The organism is Bacillus sp. BR3(2024), from assembly GCF_039134555.1.
In the GTDB taxonomy this organism is placed as follows: Bacteria; Bacillota; Bacilli; order Bacillales; family Bacillaceae_G; genus Bacillus_A; species Bacillus_A cereus.
The window spans coordinates 250,001-267,500 of sequence record NZ_CP152433.1 but is presented as its reverse complement, the minus strand read 5'-3'; the positions used below and the strand labels follow the sequence as shown (position 1 = coordinate 267,500).

The window sequence follows — 17,500 nt, the reverse complement described above, 5'->3', positions numbered from 1 at the left end:
TTTCTTTTAAAATAAGCCTTTTTATCACATATCATTCTATTCATTTATTATTTTTCTATAATTGGTAACGAGACGATAAATTGAATAGTGCCATCCCTATATTCCGCTCGAATACTACCACCTTGTAACTCAACAATACTTTTCGCAATCGCTAAACCGAGTCCCGACCCTTCCGTTACTCTACTTCGAGATTGATCCTTCTTATAGAAACGTTCAAACAAATTCGCTAACTCTTCTCTTGTAAACTCTTCACTATGATTCGCAATTACAATTTGTATATCCCTACGCTGCCTTTGAAGAGAAACTTTTATCTCTCCATCATCTTTACTATACTTAATTGCATTCATTAGTAAATTATCAAATACACGAACCATCTTTTCCGAATCAATCGATGCATAAGCACGTTCCTCAGGAAACTTCTTAACAAAAGTAAGTCCATGCTCTTCCGCTTGCGGTACTAACTCTTCTATTAATTGCTCAAGCAACTCATTTACACATACTTCTTGTTTTTCTAATACAACTTGTTCATTTGTTAACTTCGTATACTCAAATAAATCTTCTATTAAATTTTTTAACTGCTCCGACTTTGCAAAAGCAATTCTCGTATACTCATCGTGTTGTTCTTTATTTTCATATTTAGAATCTCGAAGTAATCGTAAGTAACCCATAATAGAAGTAAGTGGTGTACGCAAATCATGCGATACATTTGTGATAAGCTCATTCTTTTGCTTTTCTAATTTACGTTCCTTTTCTATATTATTCATAAGCTCTTCTGCCATATTATTAATATTCTCCGTTAAAGCTGCAATCTCATCTTCACCTTTTTTCTCAATGCGGTAGGCTAAGTTACCTCTTTCTATTTCCTTTACGCCTTGTGCCATTGCTTCAATCTGCTTCATCTTTCTCTTTGTTATATAGAAGAAAGAGAAAATGAATACAAGTACACCAATTAAAAACGGGAATGGTCCTTCTTGCGTATCATATATTACCTCTCCCTCTGGAATTCCACTAACAAACATGTACAAATTCTTTCCTTCAATAGTAATAGGTGAAAAAGATATAAACTCTTTTCTTGTACTTTCAAATACATTTCTACCATCTGTATAATTAATCGCGAATGATGCTGCATTACGAATCGTATTATGCAAATCGATTTGCTCTTCTTGCGCTTGCTTTGTTTTATATAAAACTTTACCACTTTCATCAGTAACCAATATCTTCAAAGCTCTAGACCCTTGCTCTAAATTTTGGTTCTCCATTTCGATCATATTTGATATAGCTTCTAATTTATTTTCATGAACCGAACTATTTGCCGCTCCTTGAGCTTGGTGATTAATTTGTTCCATACCAGCCCGATAATCGATAGTTGCTTGACGATTCGCATTCTCAAAAAACGGTGCTGCTGCCTTTGCTGACAAAACTCCTAATAACGCACAAGCAGCAAAAGTAGTAATCAATTGAATCCTTATACTCTTTCGTACGCTCTTTACTAATTTCTCAATTAATTGTCTTATTTTCCTTATATAAGTAAACGGATTAAATATCTTTTTCAATCTTATACCCCACTCCCCATACTGTTTTTATATATCTAGGTTTCCTTGGATTCTCCTCAATCTTCTCACGCACTTTTCGAATATGCACCATTACAGTATTATCAGACTGGAAAGATCGTTCGTTCCACACCTTTTCATAAATTTGCTCCGCACTAAACACCATACCTGGATTTCTAGCTAGCAATTCTAAAATTGAAAATTCCCTCGGAGTTAGTTTCACTTCTTCTCCCTCTACAATAACTTTATGGGTCGAGATGTTGATTTTCATCTCCCCAATTTCTAACTCGTCCTCATTTTGAATAGCGAAACCATTCATTTTCATATAACGGCGTAACTGAGATTTAATTCGTGCAATTAGCTCTAACGGATTAAACGGCTTCGTTACATAATCATCTGCCCCTGTTGTTAATCCTAAAATCTTATCCATATCTTGCGTTTTGGCAGAAAGCATAATAATAGGCATTTCTTTCGCTTCCCTTACCTTCATACACATATGAATACCATCCACTTTCGGCATCATAATATCTAATACGACTAGATGTACTTCATTTTCTTCCAATAGACGTAATCCTTCTTCTCCGTCTCCTGCTTGTAATACTTTATATCCTTCATTCTTTAAATAGATTGTAATTAAATTCCGAATTTCTTTTTCATCATCTACGACAAGTATTGTTTCGTGTGCCACAATATCTCCCCCATCACTTTTTTAATCCCTAACTTCTATTATAGGAAAACTTCTGAAGAAAAACGCTCGGAAATCCTTAAGATTTTCTGAAGACGCAAAAAAGGTCTAGACTCCCCTTAAGTCTAGACCTTTAAAAAACCCCTTTTATTTACGAACGTAGATGAAATATAGTACGAATAAAACTCCCATAACATACATAATCGGATGAACCTCTTTACGACGACCACTCACAACCATTGTAATTGGATAGAAGATAAATCCAATCGCAATCCCAGTTGCGATACTATACGTAAGTGGCATAGAGATAATTGTAAAGAATGCTGGCACTGCAATCTCGAATTTCTTCCAATCAATTTCCCCTAAGGAAGAAACCATCAAGATTCCTACAATAATTAAAGCCGGCGCCGTTACAGCTGGCGTTACAACACTTAGTAATGGCGAGAAGAATAGTGCCAGTAAAAAGAATCCTGCTGTTACAACTGCTGTAAATCCAGAACGTCCTCCTGCTGCTACCCCTGCAGACGATTCAATGTAAGACGTTGTTGTTGATGTACCAAGAATCGCACCAATTACAGTTGCAATCGCATCTGCAAATAACGCTTTTCCGGCACGTGGTAATTTATTGTTCTTCATTAATCCTGCTTGATTCGCAACCGCTACAAGCGTACCTGCTGTATCAAAGAAATCGATAAAGAAGAACGTTATAATAACAATCCCCATTTGAACTGTGAAAATATCTCCGAAGTGCGTTAACGCCACGCCGAACGTTGGTTCTAGACTCGGTATTGCTCCCACCACAGCTTTCGGAGTATCAATTAATCCTGTTGCTACTCCTAAGATCGCTGTAAGAATCATACCGTAAAATACTGCACCATTAATTTTCTTAATCATGAAGATGATCGTAGTAACAACCCCGAAGATTGCTAGTAACGTTGTACCCTTTGTTAAGTCCCCCAACCCAACAAGAACTGCATCATTTTTCACGATAATTCCGGCATTTTGGAATCCAAGAAATGCAATGAACAATCCGATACCTGCTGCTACTGCAAACTTTAACTCCGATGGAATTGCATTGATGATTTTTTCACGAATACCTGAAGCAGTAAGAATAATAAAGATAATACCTGACATTAATGTTCCGGCAATTGCTGTTTGCCATGGAATCCCCATCGTTAACACTGCTGTATAAGCAAAGAACGCGTTAATTCCCATACCTGGCGCTAAAGCAATTGGATACTTCGCGAAAATACCCATAATTAACGAACCGATCGCTGCCGCTAATGCCGTAGCAACGAATACTGCACCTGGATCCATCCCTGTACCTGCTGGTAACCCTTTAACATTTCCAAGCGACAGCGTAGCAGGATTGACAAATAGTACATAAGCCATAGATAGAAATGTCGTTAACCCTGCTATGAACTCAGTCTTATAATTCGTACCGAGCTCATCAAACTGAAAATAGCGTTTCATCCTACGTTTCCCCCGTTATATGATTACTCGCCGCATTTCTCCTAGCCCTCTTTTATCCCGAGAAACAAAAAAGGCTTCCATTGCATATATACATGGAAGCGTTCTATGAATAAAGATAAGATTCCCCTCACCTTTATAAAAACGCCTCGTAGTCAAGCCATTTACGGTAGCTAGGTAGAAACTTTCGGGCCATATCCCCGATATTATACGACGGCTATAATATTCACTTTTTGTTTGAATTACATAATCATATTAACTCGACGAAGTAGTTTTGTCAATTTAAAAACGAACGTTTTTATAAACTTTTATAGTTTTGTTCGTATTAACACCAAAATAAAAAAGATCCACCTATGCATAAGCAATAGATGGACCTTTTTATAAATACTATTCCCACTCAATAGTTGCTGGTGGCTTACTCGTTACATCATACACGATACGGTTAACGTGTTTTACTTCGTTTACGATACGTACAGAGATTTTCTCTAATACGTCCCAAGGGATACGTGCCCAGTCAGCTGTCATACCGTCGATAGATGTTACTGCACGGATACCTACTGTGTAATCGTAAGTACGCTCGTCACCCATAACACCTACGCTACGCATGCCAGGAAGTGCAGTGAAGTATTGCCAAATTTCACGGTCTAAGCCCGCTTTAATAATTTCTTCACGTAAAATCGCATCAGATTCACGAACGATTTCTAATTTCTCTTCTGTGATTTCACCTAATACACGAATACCAAGACCCGGTCCTGGGAATGGTTGACGCCATACGATTTCATCAGGAATTCCTAGTTCAGATCCTAATACACGTACTTCATCTTTAAATAACGTGTTTAACGGCTCAATTAATTTGAACTGCATGTCTTCTGGAAGACCACCAACGTTATGGTGAGATTTAATTGTTTGTGCAGTTGCTGTACCACTCTCAACGATATCTGTGTAAAGTGTACCTTGCGCTAAGAAGTCCATACCTTGTAATTTTGACGCTTCATCATCAAATACGTAAATGAATTCGTTACCGATGATTTTGCGTTTTTGTTCTGGATCTTCTACACCTTTTAACTTGTCCATGAAGCGGTCTCTTGCATCCACTTTAATAACGTTCATATGGAAGCCTTCGCTAAATGTTTTCATAACGCCTTCTGCTTCACCTTTACGAAGTAAACCGTGGTCAACGAAAATACATGTTAATTGATCACCAATTGCTTTATGAATTAATACTGCTACAACAGAAGAGTCTACACCGCCACTAAGTGCGCATAGTACTTTTTTGTCTCCAACAGTTTCACGAATCTTTTCTAATTCTACTTCGATAAAGTTCTCCATGTTCCATCCTTCAGAACAACCACATACGCCGAATACGAAGTTTTTAATTAAATCGTTACCGTGCTCAGAGTGACGTACTTCTGGGTGGAATTGTACACCGTATAAGTTTTTCGCTTCATTGCTCATACCAGCAATTGGGCAAGACTCACTTGTTGCGTCTACTACGAATCCTTCAGGTAAACCAGTTACTAAGTCACCATGACTCATCCATACAACTTGCTCTTCTGGAAGGTTCGCATATAGTTTTGATTCGTTCTCTACTTTAAGAACAGCTTTTCCGTACTCGCGGTGATTTGCACGCTCTACTTTACCACCGAAGTGTTGCGTCATAAGCTGCATACCGTAACAAATACCGAAGATTGGTAAACCTAGTTCAAAGATTTTTTCATCACAATGTAATGCACCTTCACCGTATACACTATTTGGTCCACCAGAGAAAATAATCCCTTTTGGATTCATTGCTTTAATTTCTTCTGCAGTAATTGTATGTGGATGAAGTTCACTGTATACACCGAACTCACGAATTCGACGTGCTATTAACTGATTGTATTGACTTCCAAAATCTAAAACGATAATTGTATCGTGTTGTTTCTTCAAAATAATCACCCCAACGTTAGTTCTCGTATATAAATATTTTCACCAATTTGGCGAAAAGCATTACCAATATAATAAAAAAAGCCAGTCCTCCGCCTCTAGTCTCATAACAAAGAAAAGGCAGGGGTCTGGCTTTATAAAGAAAGATAGTCTCCGCTCTTTATAAATATAAGACACACTGCCTTCATAGTCAGGTTGTTTACGGTAACCCGGTAGAGACTCTCAAACCATATCATTGAGGATATATGAAGGATCGTTTTATATTATCTTCCTAGATTCTAACAATGAAGTATCAATATGGTCAAGAGAGAAAGCGACAAAATTCTACAGAAATTCATTTCCTTTTCTAAAAAACATAAAAAAACATCCATTTCTATATAGAAATGGATGTTTTTTAGGACAAACGGAATTACATCATTCCGCCCATACCGCCCATGCCCATGCCGCCCATGTCAGGCATTGCTGGTGCATTTGGTTCTGGCTTGTCAGCTACTACAGCTTCAGTTGTTAAGAACATAGCTGCAACAGATGCTGCGTTTTGAAGTGCAGAACGAGTTACTTTAGCTGGATCTACGATACCAGACTCAAGCATGTTAACCCATTCGCCAGTAGCTGCGTTGAAACCAACGCCTACTTTTTCGCCTTTTAGACGCTCTACAACTACAGATCCTTCTAGACCAGCGTTGATTGCGATTTGACGAACTGGCTCTTCTAGTGCGCGAAGTACGATGTTGATACCTGTTGCTTCGTCGCCTTCAGCTACGATAGAAGCTACTTTTGTGTATACGTTCATAAGTGAAGTACCACCACCTGCAACGATACCTTCTTCTACTGCTGCACGAGTTGAGTTAAGTGCATCTTCAATGCGAAGTTTGCGCTCTTTTAACTCAGTTTCAGTTGCTGCACCTACTTTAATTACTGCTACGCCACCTGCTAGTTTAGCAAGACGCTCTTGTAATTTTTCACGATCGAATTCAGAAGTTGTTTCTTCTAATTGCGCACGGATTTGACCGATGCGAGCTTCGATTTGTTCTGTGCTTCCTACACCTTCAACTACAGTTGTGTTTTCTTTTGTAACAACAACTTTACCAGCGCGTCCTAAAGATTCAACTGTAGCAGATTTTAAGTCACGACCTAATTCTTCAGTAATTACTTCGCCACCTGTTAAGATTGCGATATCTTCTAGCATTGCTTTACGACGGTCACCAAATCCAGGAGCTTTAACAGCTACTACGTTGAATGTACCACGAAGTTTGTTCACTACTAATGTAGCTAAAGCTTCGCCTTCTACATCTTCAGCAATGATAAGAAGTGGTTTACCTTGTTGTACCACTTGCTCTAATACTGGTAAGATTTCTTGAATGTTAGAAATCTTTTTGTCAGTAATTAAGATGTATGGGTTATCAAGAACTGCTTCCATTTTGTCAGAATCAGTAATCATGTAAGGAGATGCATATCCACGATCAAATTGCATACCTTCTACTACGTCTAATTCTGTTGTGAATCCTTTAGACTCTTCTAAAGTAATAACGCCGTCGTTACCAACGCGCTCCATTGCTTCAGCGATTAATTGACCTACTTCTTCGTCAGCTGCAGAAATAGCAGCTACTTGTGCGATAGAAGATTTGCCTTCGATTGGTTTAGAAATCGTTTTTAATTCTTCAATTGCAGCAGTAACAGCTTTTTCGATACCTTTACGAAGCCCCATTGGGTTCGCACCAGCTGTTACGTTTTTAAGACCTTCACGAATCATAGCTTGCGCTAATACAGTTGCAGTTGTTGTTCCGTCACCAGCTACGTCATTTGTTTTGCTAGCAACTTCTGCTACTAATTTCGCACCCATGTTTTCGAATGCATCTTCTAATTCGATTTCTTTTGCGATTGTTACACCATCATTTGTAATAAGTGGTGAACCAAATTTTTTCTCAAGTACAACGTTACGACCTTTTGGTCCAAGCGTAACTTTTACTGCGTTTGCAAGAGTGTCGACACCGCGAAGCATCGAACGACGTGCTTCTTCACTAAATTTAATATCTTTTGCCATAATAATTGACCCCCTTGGATTTTTTAAGATTTATATAATTAACCGATAACTGCTAAAATGTCACTTTCACGTAAAATCAAGTAGTCTGTACCTTCATATTTCACTTCAGTACCTGCATATTTTGAGAAGATGATAAGATCACCTGCTGCTACCTCTAAAGCAACACGCTCACCATTCTCAAGCACTCGACCAGTACCTACTGCAACAACTTTACCCTCTTGTGGTTTTTCTTTTGCAGTATCTGGTAATACAATACCACTTGCTGTTTTTTCTTCTGCTTGAACAAGCTCAATTACAACGCGATCACCTAATGGCTTTAGCATGAACAATAACCTCCTCATTTTGTTATGTAAATTTCTTTTATTAGCACTCAAGTCATCCGAGTGCTAACACACTTATAATAATAAATAATCTCAATTTCTTTTGCAAGTAAAAAAATCATAATTTTTTCGCAAATCACTATATAAACTTTCTATATACAATACTGCCTTTACTATATGAATCGTTGTTTCCACTGCTCGTATGTTACAATATGAAAGGACACCCTAAGTTGTTTTCGCTACACATACAACTTTCTCCTGTCTTCTATTATAATTTCAAATAAGGATTTACGAAAAAAACATAATTCAAGAGGTTTATATCGTAGGTAGCATATTTACATGTTATCCTAACTTATCTCATACACTATAGTTAGAAAGGATGGTTAAACCATTTGAAGAAACAATACTGGTGGATTATCGTTACATACATTTTAATGCAGTTATCTGGCGTTGTTGGATTACCACTTCTCCTAAAAACAGGACTCTATGATAATAGAGGATTTACCATTGAGGAAAAAGGACAAATCATAACAGGACACTGGGCAATTATTAGCTTCTTTGTTGCATTATGTATCGTACTTTGGTTACTTAGAACAGATATTCGTGACAGGCATTTAGATGCAATGCGCTCTTCTGTTCCAGCTACTATTGGATGGATTTTTATCGGGTTCTTCTTAGCTTTCTTTTCACAAATAGTTGCCGGTATGATCGAGATGCAGCTGCTAGGAATTAAACAAGGTTCAGAAAATACAATGAAACTTATGGAAATTGCAAGAACGACACCTTGGTTCCTTATTGTTGTTTCTATAATTGGACCTATCTTAGAAGAAATCGTATTTAGAAAAATTCTATTCGGCACGCTTTATAAGAAGTTTAACTTCTTTATCGCAGCTATCATTAGTTCGCTTGTATTCGCAGCAATTCATTTTGATTTTACTCACTTATTGGTATACACTGCTATGGGGCTCGTATTCGCCTTCTTATATGTGAAGACGAAACGTATTATCGTTCCGATTGCAGCTCATGTTGCGATGAATACATTAGTCGCTATTGGGCAAATTTTTATGAGCAATGAACAAATTCAAGAAATGATTAAAGAAGCTGAAAAAATGCAAGGCTTTATCGGAGGATTTTTTGTATGAGAAACTCACCATTGTTCATGGCTGCACTATACTTCCTTCTTGGATGTATCTTTACACGCTTCGCCATTACGAACGTGACAGATACAATCTGGAATATGTGGACAATACTATTTGCAGTTATGGCAACAATTGATTTTAATTTGGCACTTCGCCTTATATTAGTTAAATTCACAAAGAAGAAACAATAATAAAACGCAGAGGTCGCTTCCTCTGCGTTTTATTGTGGATAGTTTTTCAAAAAGTAAACTAATGTTTGTAACTCTACAGCTAAGTCAATATGATGAATTCTAATATTCTCTGATACGTTTAATCGCGCTGGTGTGAAATTCAAAATACCGTGCACGCTTGTTTCAGCTAATCTATCTGCTACAGCTTGTGCTACTGTAGCCGGTACTGTTAATATTGCCACTTGTATATCATTTGATAATCTCTCTTCTAATTCATCTAAATGATATACAGGAATGCCCCCGATTTCTGTTCCAACTTTCTCTTCACTAACATCAAATGCCATTTCAATTTTTGTATTATTGTTTTTCGTGAAATTATAATGTAAGAAAGCGGTCCCTAAATTACCTACTCCAATAAGTGCTACACGTGTTATATCATCTTGATCAAGTGTTTCGCGGAAAAATGATAATAAATAATTTACGTTATATCCATATCCCTTTTTCCCTAACGCTCCAAAATACGAAAAATCTCTTCGTATTGTTGCGGAATCTACTTTTACTGCCTCACTCAATTCGGCCGATGAAACACGCTGCTTACCAGAAAGAGATAAGTTTTGGATAAATCGATAGTATAGAGGCAATCTTTTAGCAGTGGCTTGTGGAATCTTTTGCTGATCCATATGACCTCTCCTCTCTTCCTATCTTTATTCATATACTTTAATCAAATACAGAAGTTTAGCACTCATTAAATTCCTTGTATAATAAAGAGAAGAAGTATTCTCTCTTTATTTTAAACTATACACTATTTTTAGTATGATTGAGAAATATAAACATGGCAAAGTTAAGAAATTATTTGAGGTGAAAACATTGATTTTATTACAAGTAAACGCGCTTTCGAAATTATACGGTGCAGAAACGATTCTTGCAAACATAAAATTGGAAGTACAAACAAAAGATCGTATCGCATTAGTTGGAAGGAATGGAGCAGGAAAATCTACATTATTAAAAATTATCGCTGGTGAATTATCTCATGATGGTGGCGAAATTATAAAACCGAAAGATGTCTCAATCGGATATTTAGCTCAAAATACTGGACTAGAAACGTCTTTAACAATTTGGGATGAAATGCTAACCGTCTTTACCCACTTACAGCAAATGGAGACAAAACTTCGAAGGCTTGAGCAAGAAATGGGAAAAGAAGAAAACTTTTCAAACGAAGCTACATATGAAAGATTGTTAGCTGATTATGACCAACTACAACTCAATTATAAAGATCAAGGTGGATATCAATATGAAGCGGATATTCGCTCCATTTTAAGCGGCCTTGGCTTCCCAGTTGAAACGCACCAGACGACGATCTCTACTTTAAGCGGCGGGCAAAAAACAAGATTAGCTCTCGGGAAATTATTATTAACAAAACCAGACTTACTTATTTTGGACGAGCCTACAAACCATTTAGACATCGAAACATTAACATGGCTTGAGCAATATTTGCAAGGTTATCCTGGCGCAATATTAATCGTCTCACATGACCGTTATTTCTTAGACAAACTCGTTACACAAGTATATGAAATTTCGAATAAAGAAAGCAGACGATTTGTTGGTAACTACAGTAAATATTTAGACTTAAAATCAGCATTATATGAGCAAGAAATGAAACGTTACGAAAAACAACAAGATGAAATCGCAAAACTTGAGGACTTCGTTCAAAAGAATATAGCTCGCGCTTCTACAACCAAACGTGCTCAAAGTCGCCGTAAACAACTAGACAGAATGGAATTATTAACGAGACCATTAGGGGATTCTAAGTCAGCATCATTCCACTTCGATATTGAAAAACAAAGTGGAAATGATGTTTTACAAGTAAATGATGCAACCATCGGCTATGATGAAAACCCTATAATTGAACATGTAACTATGCGCTTAACTCGCGGAGATAGTGTTGCTTTAGTTGGTCCAAACGGAATTGGGAAATCCACATTGTTAAAATCCATTGTGAATAAGTTACCACTATTAAATGGTGATGTTTCTTTCGGATCAAATGTATCTGTTGGTTATTATGATCAAGAACAAGCAAACTTAACATCTTCTAAACGGGTTTTAAATGAACTATGGGATGAATATCCACTGCAACCGGAAAAAGAAATCCGTACTATACTTGGGAATTTTTTATTCACAGGAGATGATGTACTGAAACCAGTATCTTCCCTTAGTGGTGGACAAAAAGCTCGATTAGCTCTTGCAAAACTTATGATGCAAAAGTCAAATTTGTTAATTCTAGATGAGCCTACGAACCACCTTGATTTAAATAGTAAAGAGATTTTGGAGAATGCTTTAATTGATTACCCTGGGACTCTTCTATTCGTCTCACATGACCGCTACTTTATTAACCGTGTAACAACGACTGTGGTTGAGTTATCAACAGAAGGTGCACAGGAATATTTAGGGGATTACGATTACTACGTTGAAAAGAAAAATGAAATGATTGAACGTGCAGAACTTGAACAGCAAGAAAGTGACGTTCCTGTTCAAAAGGTGATTGCACAAGAGAAATTAAATTATTTAGAAGAAAAAGAGCGTAAAAAACTAGAGCGTCAACGCACTAGAAAAATTGAAGAGCTAGAACAAAGTATAGTGGAATTAGAAGAAGAAATTGCTACGTTAGAAGATCAACTTTGCTTACCAGAAATATATGCAGATTATGAAAAAGCTAGTGAAATTACAACTAAAAAGCAAACGCTACAAGAACAACTTGAAACTTGTATGGCAGAATGGGAAGAGCTGCATGTATAAGCATATTTAAATAAGGAAGATGTCTCATAAGTCAGGATTTTTGACTATGTGACATCTTTTTTTAGTACTTAAACAATTTTTTGAATATATCTATCGTAACTTAGAATATACTAACGATTTTTTAAATATATCTATTGTAACCCTATATATATTAACAATTCGACACGAAATATCGTTTTAACGACAAAGATTGACAATATTAGCATCTTCTATAATGGGGAGATGTTTCAAAATGTTTTTCGGGGATATCTTCTTGCTTTTTATTTCCCGAAAAAGAACAAATTCAAAGGTCTGACATCAACCTATTTACCCACAAGTTTATACACATATCCACCTTTATAAAATAAACATCAAAATAGCTTTTCCACATTATCCACAGTCAATAAAAAAGTTATCAACATTTTATATACACAATAAAACCCACATTATCAACAGATAATATGGGTTTTATCCACAGCCTGTGGTTAATTATGTGTATAACTATGCTTCAATATCTAATCCTGGATTTGCATTTAAGGCTAATGTTGCACGCTTACCTTGTTCATAAGCAATTGTCCCTGCCGCTGCAATCATCGCTGCATTATCTGTGCATAAAGATAGCGGCGGAATAATTAATTCAATGTTTTCTTTTTGTGCAAATTCCTCTTCTAATCGCGCACGAAGTCCTTTATTAGCAGCTACTCCACCAGCAAGAAGTAATTGCTTTACATTATAAGCTTCTGCTGCACGAGCTGCTTTCGTTACAAGTACATCTATTACACTTTCTTGGAAACTTGCCGCTAAATCTTCTGGTGCAATTTCTATACCGCGCTGTTTTGCGTTATGCACAGTGTTGATAACTGCTGATTTCAATCCACTAAAGCTAAAATCATACGAATCCGGTTCTAGCCATGCACGAGGCAAATCAATTGTCGGTTCTCCTTCATGTGCAAGGCGATCAATATGAGGACCACCTGGATATGGCATAGATAACGTACGAGCTACTTTATCATATGCTTCTCCAGCTGCATCGTCTCGTGTTTCACCAATTACTTCGAATGAACCATGTTCTTTCATATAAACAAGTTCTGTATGCCCACCAGATACAACAAGTGATAATAACGGGAATTGAACTTCTTTTACTAAACGGTTCGCATAAATATGACCAGCAATATGATGAACACCGACTAACGGAATATCATGTGCAAACGCTACTGCCTTCGCTGCATTTACTCCAATTAGAAGTGCTCCTACTAAACCAGGACCTTCTGTTACAGCAATTGCATCAATATCATCAAATGTGATATTTGCTTCCTTTAAAGCTTCTTCTAACACAACTGTAATTTCTTCTACATGATGACGGGATGCAATCTCTGGTACAACGCCGCCAAAACGTTTATGACTTTCAATTTGTGATGCAACGACATTCGCAATAATTTCCGTTCCATTTTTAACAACTGCTACTGCTGTTTCATCACAACTTGTTTCAATACCAAGTATAATCGTATTTTTTTCCATTATATATTCACCCACATTACGAGACCATCTTCCTGATTGTCTGCATAGTATCGTTTACGAATCCCACCATTTTGAAATCCGTATTTTCTGTATAACTGCTTTGCTACTTCATTTGATACACGTACTTCAAGTGTCATTGTTTTTACCCCTAGTTCTTTCGCTTCAGAAATAACTGCTTTCAATAGGGCATCTCCTAACTTTTGACCTCGGTATTCTGGCAAAATAGCTATATTTGTTATATGTGATTCATCAATAATTATCCACAATCCACAATACCCGACTACACGACCATCTTTTTCTAACACAATATAATGTGCATGTTCATTCATCGTTAATTCACGGTGAAAGGCATCTGCAGTCCAAGGAGTTGAAAAAGACGCTTCTTCAATAGCTACAATTTGAGCAATATCATCAAGCTCCATCTTTCTAAATATCATATCCATCTTCTGCAAGCTCCTACTTGTTTTGACTTTCTAACCACTTTGTTTCAGCTTCAGCTAAACGAAGATAGCTTGGAACAAACGTATGCACATCTTGTTCTTCTTTTTGTAATCCTAAGAATGCTAGCTCACTTGGTCTTGGGTTATTTTTAGTAAATGGAGCGAATACAGCTTGATCACCTAAATGTTCTATAATTGTTTCTTTATGCAATTTAACATCGTTACCGATAAATAAAACAGGCTGTCCTTTATCTTTTAACATTTGCAACCAGTCTACAATAAGAATAATTCGGTCTTCTTCTATTGAAGTTAACTGCTCTCCTTCATATGTATATAACCCAGTATAAATTTGCCCACGTCTTCCATCAAATAAAGGACAAATTAACCCGTTAAAGTTAGCACCGTTTGCAGCTACTACCTCTAAACTTGATACACCTACAATTGGTATTTGAAGTGACCAAGCTAATGTTTTCGCCGCTGTCACGCCTATACGAACACCTGTATAGGATCCAGGTCCAGCAGCTACAACGATTTTAGTTAATTCCTTCGGTTTTACGCCACACTCTTTTAACAGTTTCTCTACAGCTGGCATAAGACGTACAGAATGGTTTTTTGTTAAATTTGTAATGATTTCCCCAATTACGTTTTCTTCCTCAATAAGGGATACACCCATTACGTAATTTGAAGTATCAATTGCTAGTACTTTCATCTTGTAATAGCTCCTCACATAATCTAATATAGCGATCTCCAATTGGCTCGAGTATAATTTTTCTTGTGTCATCTCCAGCATGGAATAAACTAATTTGTAACTTTTCATTCGGTAAATATGCTTCTATTAAATGAGCCCATTCTACTACCGTAATTCCTTCACCGTAGAAATATTCATCAAAGCCTAAGTCCTCTTCACTTTCTGCTAAGCGATACACGTCCATATGATATAGCGGTAATCTTCCTTTATATTCTTTGATGATATTAAAGGTAGGACTATTTACAACTCTTTTCACTCCAAGACCTTTTGCTAGTCCCTTTGTAAAAGTCGTCTTACCAGCTCCAAGATCTCCTTCTAAAATAATTACGTCTTGTGCCTCTACGAGCTCACCTAGTTTTTCTGATAACCTTTGTGTTTCCTCAGAAGATTTTGTTGTTACTTCATATTTACTCACAGACTTCACCTACTTTACTCACAATGTTCTCTGCTCTTTATTATACAGGTTTTGAATATATAAAAAAGTCCTTAGGAGTTGTCCTAAGGATAGTTTGACTGTCTTTATTAGTTTTTTGTTAAAACAAATAAAAAAATACGAAACAACTTGTTTCGTTCTTTTCTTTATATGAAATGGCGGTCCCGACCGGGGTCGAACCGGCGATCTCCTGCGTGACAGGCAGGCATGTTAACCACTACACCACGGGACCATTTGGTTGCGGGGACAGGATTTGAACCTGCGACCTTCGGGTTATGAGCCCGACGAGCTACCGTGCTGCTCCACCCCGCGACAATATAAATAGCTTGGCGACGTCCTACTCTCACAGGGACAAGGTCCCAACTACCATCGGCGCTAGAGAGCTTAACTTCCGTGTTCGGTATGGGAACGGGTGTGACCTCTCTGCCATCATCACCAAACTATGAAGGCATATTCCTTCAAAACTAGATAACATTTGCTACATATTATATGGTTAAGTCCTCGATCTATTAGTATTCGTCAGCTCCACATGTCACCATGCTTCCACCTCGAACCTATCAACCTGATCATCTTTCAGGGATCTTACTAGCTTACGCTATGGGAAATCTCATCTTGAGGGGGGCTTCATGCTTAGATGCTTTCAGCACTTATCCCTTCCGCACATAGCTACCCAGCTATGCCCTTGGCAGAACAACTGGTACACCAGCGGTGCGTCCATCCCGGTCCTCTCGTACTAAGGACAGCTCCTCTCAAATTTCCTACGCCCACGACGGATAGGGACCGAACTGTCTCACGACGTTCTGAACCCAGCTCGCGTACCGCTTTAATGGGCGAACAGCCCAACCCTTGGGACCGACTACAGCCCCAGGATGCGATGAGCCGACATCGAGGTGCCAAACCTCCCCGTCGATGTGGACTCTTGGGGGAGATAAGCCTGTTATCCCCGGGGTAGCTTTTATCCGTTGAGCGATGGCCCTTCCATGCGGAACCACCGGATCACTAAGCCCGACTTTCGTCCCTGCTCGACTTGTAGGTCTCGCAGTCAAGCTCCCTTATGCCTTTGCACTCTACGAATGATTTCCAACCATTCTGAGGGAACCTTTGGGCGCCTCCGTTACACTTTAGGAGGCGACCGCCCCAGTCAAACTGCCCACCTGACACTGTCTCCCGGGTCGATAAGACCCGTAGGTTAGAATTTCAATACAGTCAGGGCGGTATCCCACCAGCGCCTCCACCGAAGCTAGCGCTCCGGTTTCAATGGCTCCCGCCTATCCTGTACAAACTGTACCAAAATTCAATATCAGGCTACAGTAAAGCTCCACGGGGTCTTTCCGTCCTGTCGCGGGTAACCTGCATCTTCACAGGTACTATAATTTCACCGAGTCTCTGGTTGAGACAGTGCCCAAATCGTTACACCTTTCGTGCGGGTCGGAACTTACCCGACAAGGAATTTCGCTACCTTAGGACCGTTATAGTTACGGCCGCCGTTTACTGGGGCTTCAGTTCAGAGCTTCGCTTACGCTAACCCCTCTCCTTAACCTTCCAGCACCGGGCAGGTGTCACCCCCTATACTTCGCCTTACGGCTTCGCAGAGAGCTGTGTTTTTGCTAAACAGTCGCTTGGGCCTATTCACTGCGGCTTTCCGTTAAGAAAGCACCCCTTCTCCCGAAGTTACGGGGTCATTTTGCCGAGTTCCTTAACCAGAGTTCTCTCGCACACCTTAGGATTCTCTCCTCGCCTACCTGTGTCGGTTTGCGGTACAGGCACCTTTTATCTCGCTAGAAGCTTTTCTTGGCAGCGGGGAATCAAAGACTTCGCTCCATAAGGAGCTTCCCCATCACAGCTCAGCCTTTACGATAAGCGGATTTGCCTACTTATCAGCCTAACTGCTTGGACGTGCACAACCAATCGCACGCTTCTTCTATCCTTCTGCGTCCCTCCATTGCTCAAACGATAAAGAGGTGGTACAGGAATATCAACCTGTTGTCCATCGCCTACGCCTGTCGGCCTCGGCTTAGGTCCTGACTAACCCTGAGCGGACGAGCCTTCCTCAGGAAACCTTAGGCATTCGGTGGACGGGATTCTCACCCGTCTTTCGCTACTCATACCGGCATTCTCACTTCTAAGCACTCCACCAGTCCTTCCGGTCTGACTTCACTGTCCTTAGAACGCTCCCCTACCACTGATACCATTGGTATCAATCCGCAGCTTCGGTGGTGTATTTAGCCCCGGTACATTTTCGGCGCAGAGTCACTCGACTAGTGAGCTATTACGCACTCTTTAAATGG

14 protein-coding genes, 2 tRNA genes, 2 rRNA genes and 2 riboswitches (1 of these 20 only partly in view) are annotated in these 17,500 nt (G+C 38.7%); of the genes, 3 read left to right on the top strand and 15 right to left on the bottom strand.

Going from position 1 to position 17,500, the window contains the following annotated elements:
• Positions 1-47: 47 nt before the first annotated feature.
• The 6 genes from ampS to groES form a co-directional block, all read right to left on the bottom strand.
• Positions 48-1,553, bottom strand: a complete 1,506-nt coding sequence (ampS, locus tag V7S45_RS01550; protein ID WP_000719223.1) for an aminopeptidase AmpS — start codon at positions 1,551-1,553, stop codon at positions 48-50.
• On the bottom strand, positions 1,537-2,238 hold the full coding sequence (locus tag V7S45_RS01545) for a response regulator transcription factor (protein WP_000929885.1): 702 nt from the start codon (positions 2,236-2,238) through the stop codon (positions 1,537-1,539). The genes ampS and V7S45_RS01545 overlap by 17 nt, the downstream gene beginning before the upstream one ends.
• Before the next feature lie 144 nt (positions 2,239-2,382).
• The gene (locus V7S45_RS01540) at positions 2,383-3,708 is read right to left on the bottom strand and encodes an NCS2 family permease (protein WP_000833082.1); all 1,326 of its coding nucleotides are present in this window, start codon (positions 3,706-3,708) and stop codon (positions 2,383-2,385) included.
• A gap of 129 nt (positions 3,709-3,837) precedes the next feature.
• Positions 3,838-3,940, bottom strand: a riboswitch (purine riboswitch).
• 152 nt (positions 3,941-4,092) lie between these two features.
• The gene (guaA, locus tag V7S45_RS01535; RefSeq protein WP_162837404.1) at positions 4,093-5,634 is read right to left on the bottom strand and encodes a glutamine-hydrolyzing GMP synthase; all 1,542 of its coding nucleotides are present in this window, start codon (positions 5,632-5,634) and stop codon (positions 4,093-4,095) included.
• A gap of 161 nt (positions 5,635-5,795) precedes the next feature.
• Positions 5,796-5,897: riboswitch (purine riboswitch) on the bottom strand.
• Between the two features lie 140 nt (positions 5,898-6,037).
• Positions 6,038-7,672: a chaperonin GroEL gene (gene groL, locus V7S45_RS01530; RefSeq protein ID WP_001029993.1), complete on the bottom strand. Its 1,635-nt coding sequence runs from the start codon at positions 7,670-7,672 to the stop codon at positions 6,038-6,040.
• Between the two features lie 38 nt (positions 7,673-7,710).
• A complete protein-coding gene (gene groES, locus V7S45_RS01525; protein ID WP_000917311.1) occupies positions 7,711-7,995 on the bottom strand; it encodes a co-chaperone GroES in 285 nt (94 codons plus the stop codon).
• Between the two features lie 389 nt (positions 7,996-8,384).
• Between groES and V7S45_RS01520 the strand changes: the two genes are divergently transcribed.
• Both V7S45_RS01520 and V7S45_RS01515 read left to right on the top strand, forming a co-directional pair.
• Positions 8,385-9,134, top strand: coding sequence for a type II CAAX endopeptidase family protein (locus tag V7S45_RS01520; RefSeq protein ID WP_016125317.1), 750 nt, complete (start codon positions 8,385-8,387; stop codon positions 9,132-9,134).
• Positions 9,131-9,322 carry a YdiK family protein gene (locus V7S45_RS01515; RefSeq protein ID WP_001246201.1) on the top strand — a complete coding sequence of 64 codons (192 nt, stop codon included), beginning with the start codon at positions 9,131-9,133 and terminating at the stop codon, positions 9,320-9,322. Before V7S45_RS01520 ends, V7S45_RS01515 begins: the two co-directional genes overlap by 4 nt.
• Before the next feature lie 29 nt (positions 9,323-9,351).
• Here the strand turns inward: V7S45_RS01515 and V7S45_RS01510 are convergent, their stop codons facing one another.
• The gene (locus V7S45_RS01510; protein ID WP_000372699.1) at positions 9,352-9,981 is read right to left on the bottom strand and encodes a redox-sensing transcriptional repressor Rex; all 630 of its coding nucleotides are present in this window, start codon (positions 9,979-9,981) and stop codon (positions 9,352-9,354) included.
• Between the two features lie 187 nt (positions 9,982-10,168).
• Between V7S45_RS01510 and V7S45_RS01505 the strand changes: the two genes are divergently transcribed.
• Entirely contained in the window at positions 10,169-12,094 is a 1,926-nt protein-coding gene (locus V7S45_RS01505) for an ABC-F family ATP-binding cassette domain-containing protein (protein ID WP_218011576.1), read from the top strand.
• Positions 12,095-12,574: 480 nt separating this feature from the next.
• Here V7S45_RS01505 and tsaD read toward each other — a convergent pair whose 3' ends face one another.
• From tsaD to V7S45_RS01465, 8 genes are all read right to left on the bottom strand, one after another.
• Positions 12,575-13,591 (bottom strand): tRNA (adenosine(37)-N6)-threonylcarbamoyltransferase complex transferase subunit TsaD, encoded by a 1,017-nt coding sequence (tsaD, locus tag V7S45_RS01500; RefSeq protein WP_000414585.1) that lies wholly within the window; start codon positions 13,589-13,591, stop codon positions 12,575-12,577.
• On the bottom strand, positions 13,591-14,034 hold the full coding sequence (gene rimI / locus V7S45_RS01495; RefSeq protein WP_000367190.1) for a ribosomal protein S18-alanine N-acetyltransferase: 444 nt from the start codon (positions 14,032-14,034) through the stop codon (positions 13,591-13,593). Before rimI ends, tsaD begins: the two co-directional genes overlap by 1 nt.
• Positions 14,035-14,047: 13 nt before the next feature.
• Positions 14,048-14,740 carry a tRNA (adenosine(37)-N6)-threonylcarbamoyltransferase complex dimerization subunit type 1 TsaB gene (tsaB, locus tag V7S45_RS01490; RefSeq protein ID WP_000865740.1) on the bottom strand — a complete coding sequence of 231 codons (693 nt, stop codon included), beginning with the start codon at positions 14,738-14,740 and terminating at the stop codon, positions 14,048-14,050.
• The gene (tsaE, locus tag V7S45_RS01485; protein WP_000049642.1) at positions 14,721-15,194 is read right to left on the bottom strand and encodes a tRNA (adenosine(37)-N6)-threonylcarbamoyltransferase complex ATPase subunit type 1 TsaE; all 474 of its coding nucleotides are present in this window, start codon (positions 15,192-15,194) and stop codon (positions 14,721-14,723) included. Before tsaE ends, tsaB begins: the two co-directional genes overlap by 20 nt.
• A gap of 174 nt (positions 15,195-15,368) precedes the next feature.
• Positions 15,369-15,444, bottom strand: a tRNA-Asp gene (locus V7S45_RS01480).
• Positions 15,445-15,447: 3 nt separating this feature from the next.
• Positions 15,448-15,524, bottom strand: a tRNA-Met gene (locus V7S45_RS01475).
• Between the two features lie 12 nt (positions 15,525-15,536).
• Positions 15,537-15,652 (bottom strand): 5S ribosomal RNA (gene rrf, locus V7S45_RS01470).
• A 49-nt stretch (positions 15,653-15,701) separates the two neighbouring features.
• A 23S ribosomal RNA gene (locus tag V7S45_RS01465) occupies positions 15,702-17,500 on the bottom strand; it runs 1,123 nt beyond the window's last position.

Excerpts from the sequence above, each read along its gene's own strand:
- rimI (WP_000367190.1), bottom strand. The coding sequence starts at position 14,034 with ATGGATATGATATTTAGAAAGATGGAGCTTGATGATATTGCTCAAATT.
- tsaB (WP_000865740.1), bottom strand. The coding sequence starts at position 14,740 with ATGAAAGTACTAGCAATTGATACTTCAAATTACGTAATGGGTGTATCC.
- V7S45_RS01510 (WP_000372699.1), bottom strand. The coding sequence starts at position 9,981 with ATGGATCAGCAAAAGATTCCACAAGCCACTGCTAAAAGATTGCCTCTA.
- tsaD (WP_000414585.1), bottom strand. The coding sequence starts at position 13,591 with ATGGAAAAAAATACGATTATACTTGGTATTGAAACAAGTTGTGATGAA.
- V7S45_RS01540 (WP_000833082.1), bottom strand. The coding sequence starts at position 3,708 with ATGAAACGCTATTTTCAGTTTGATGAGCTCGGTACGAATTATAAGACT.
- groES (WP_000917311.1), bottom strand. The coding sequence starts at position 7,995 with ATGCTAAAGCCATTAGGTGATCGCGTTGTAATTGAGCTTGTTCAAGCA.
- V7S45_RS01515 (WP_001246201.1), top strand. The coding sequence starts at position 9,131 with ATGAGAAACTCACCATTGTTCATGGCTGCACTATACTTCCTTCTTGGA.
- groL (WP_001029993.1), bottom strand. The coding sequence starts at position 7,672 with ATGGCAAAAGATATTAAATTTAGTGAAGAAGCACGTCGTTCGATGCTT.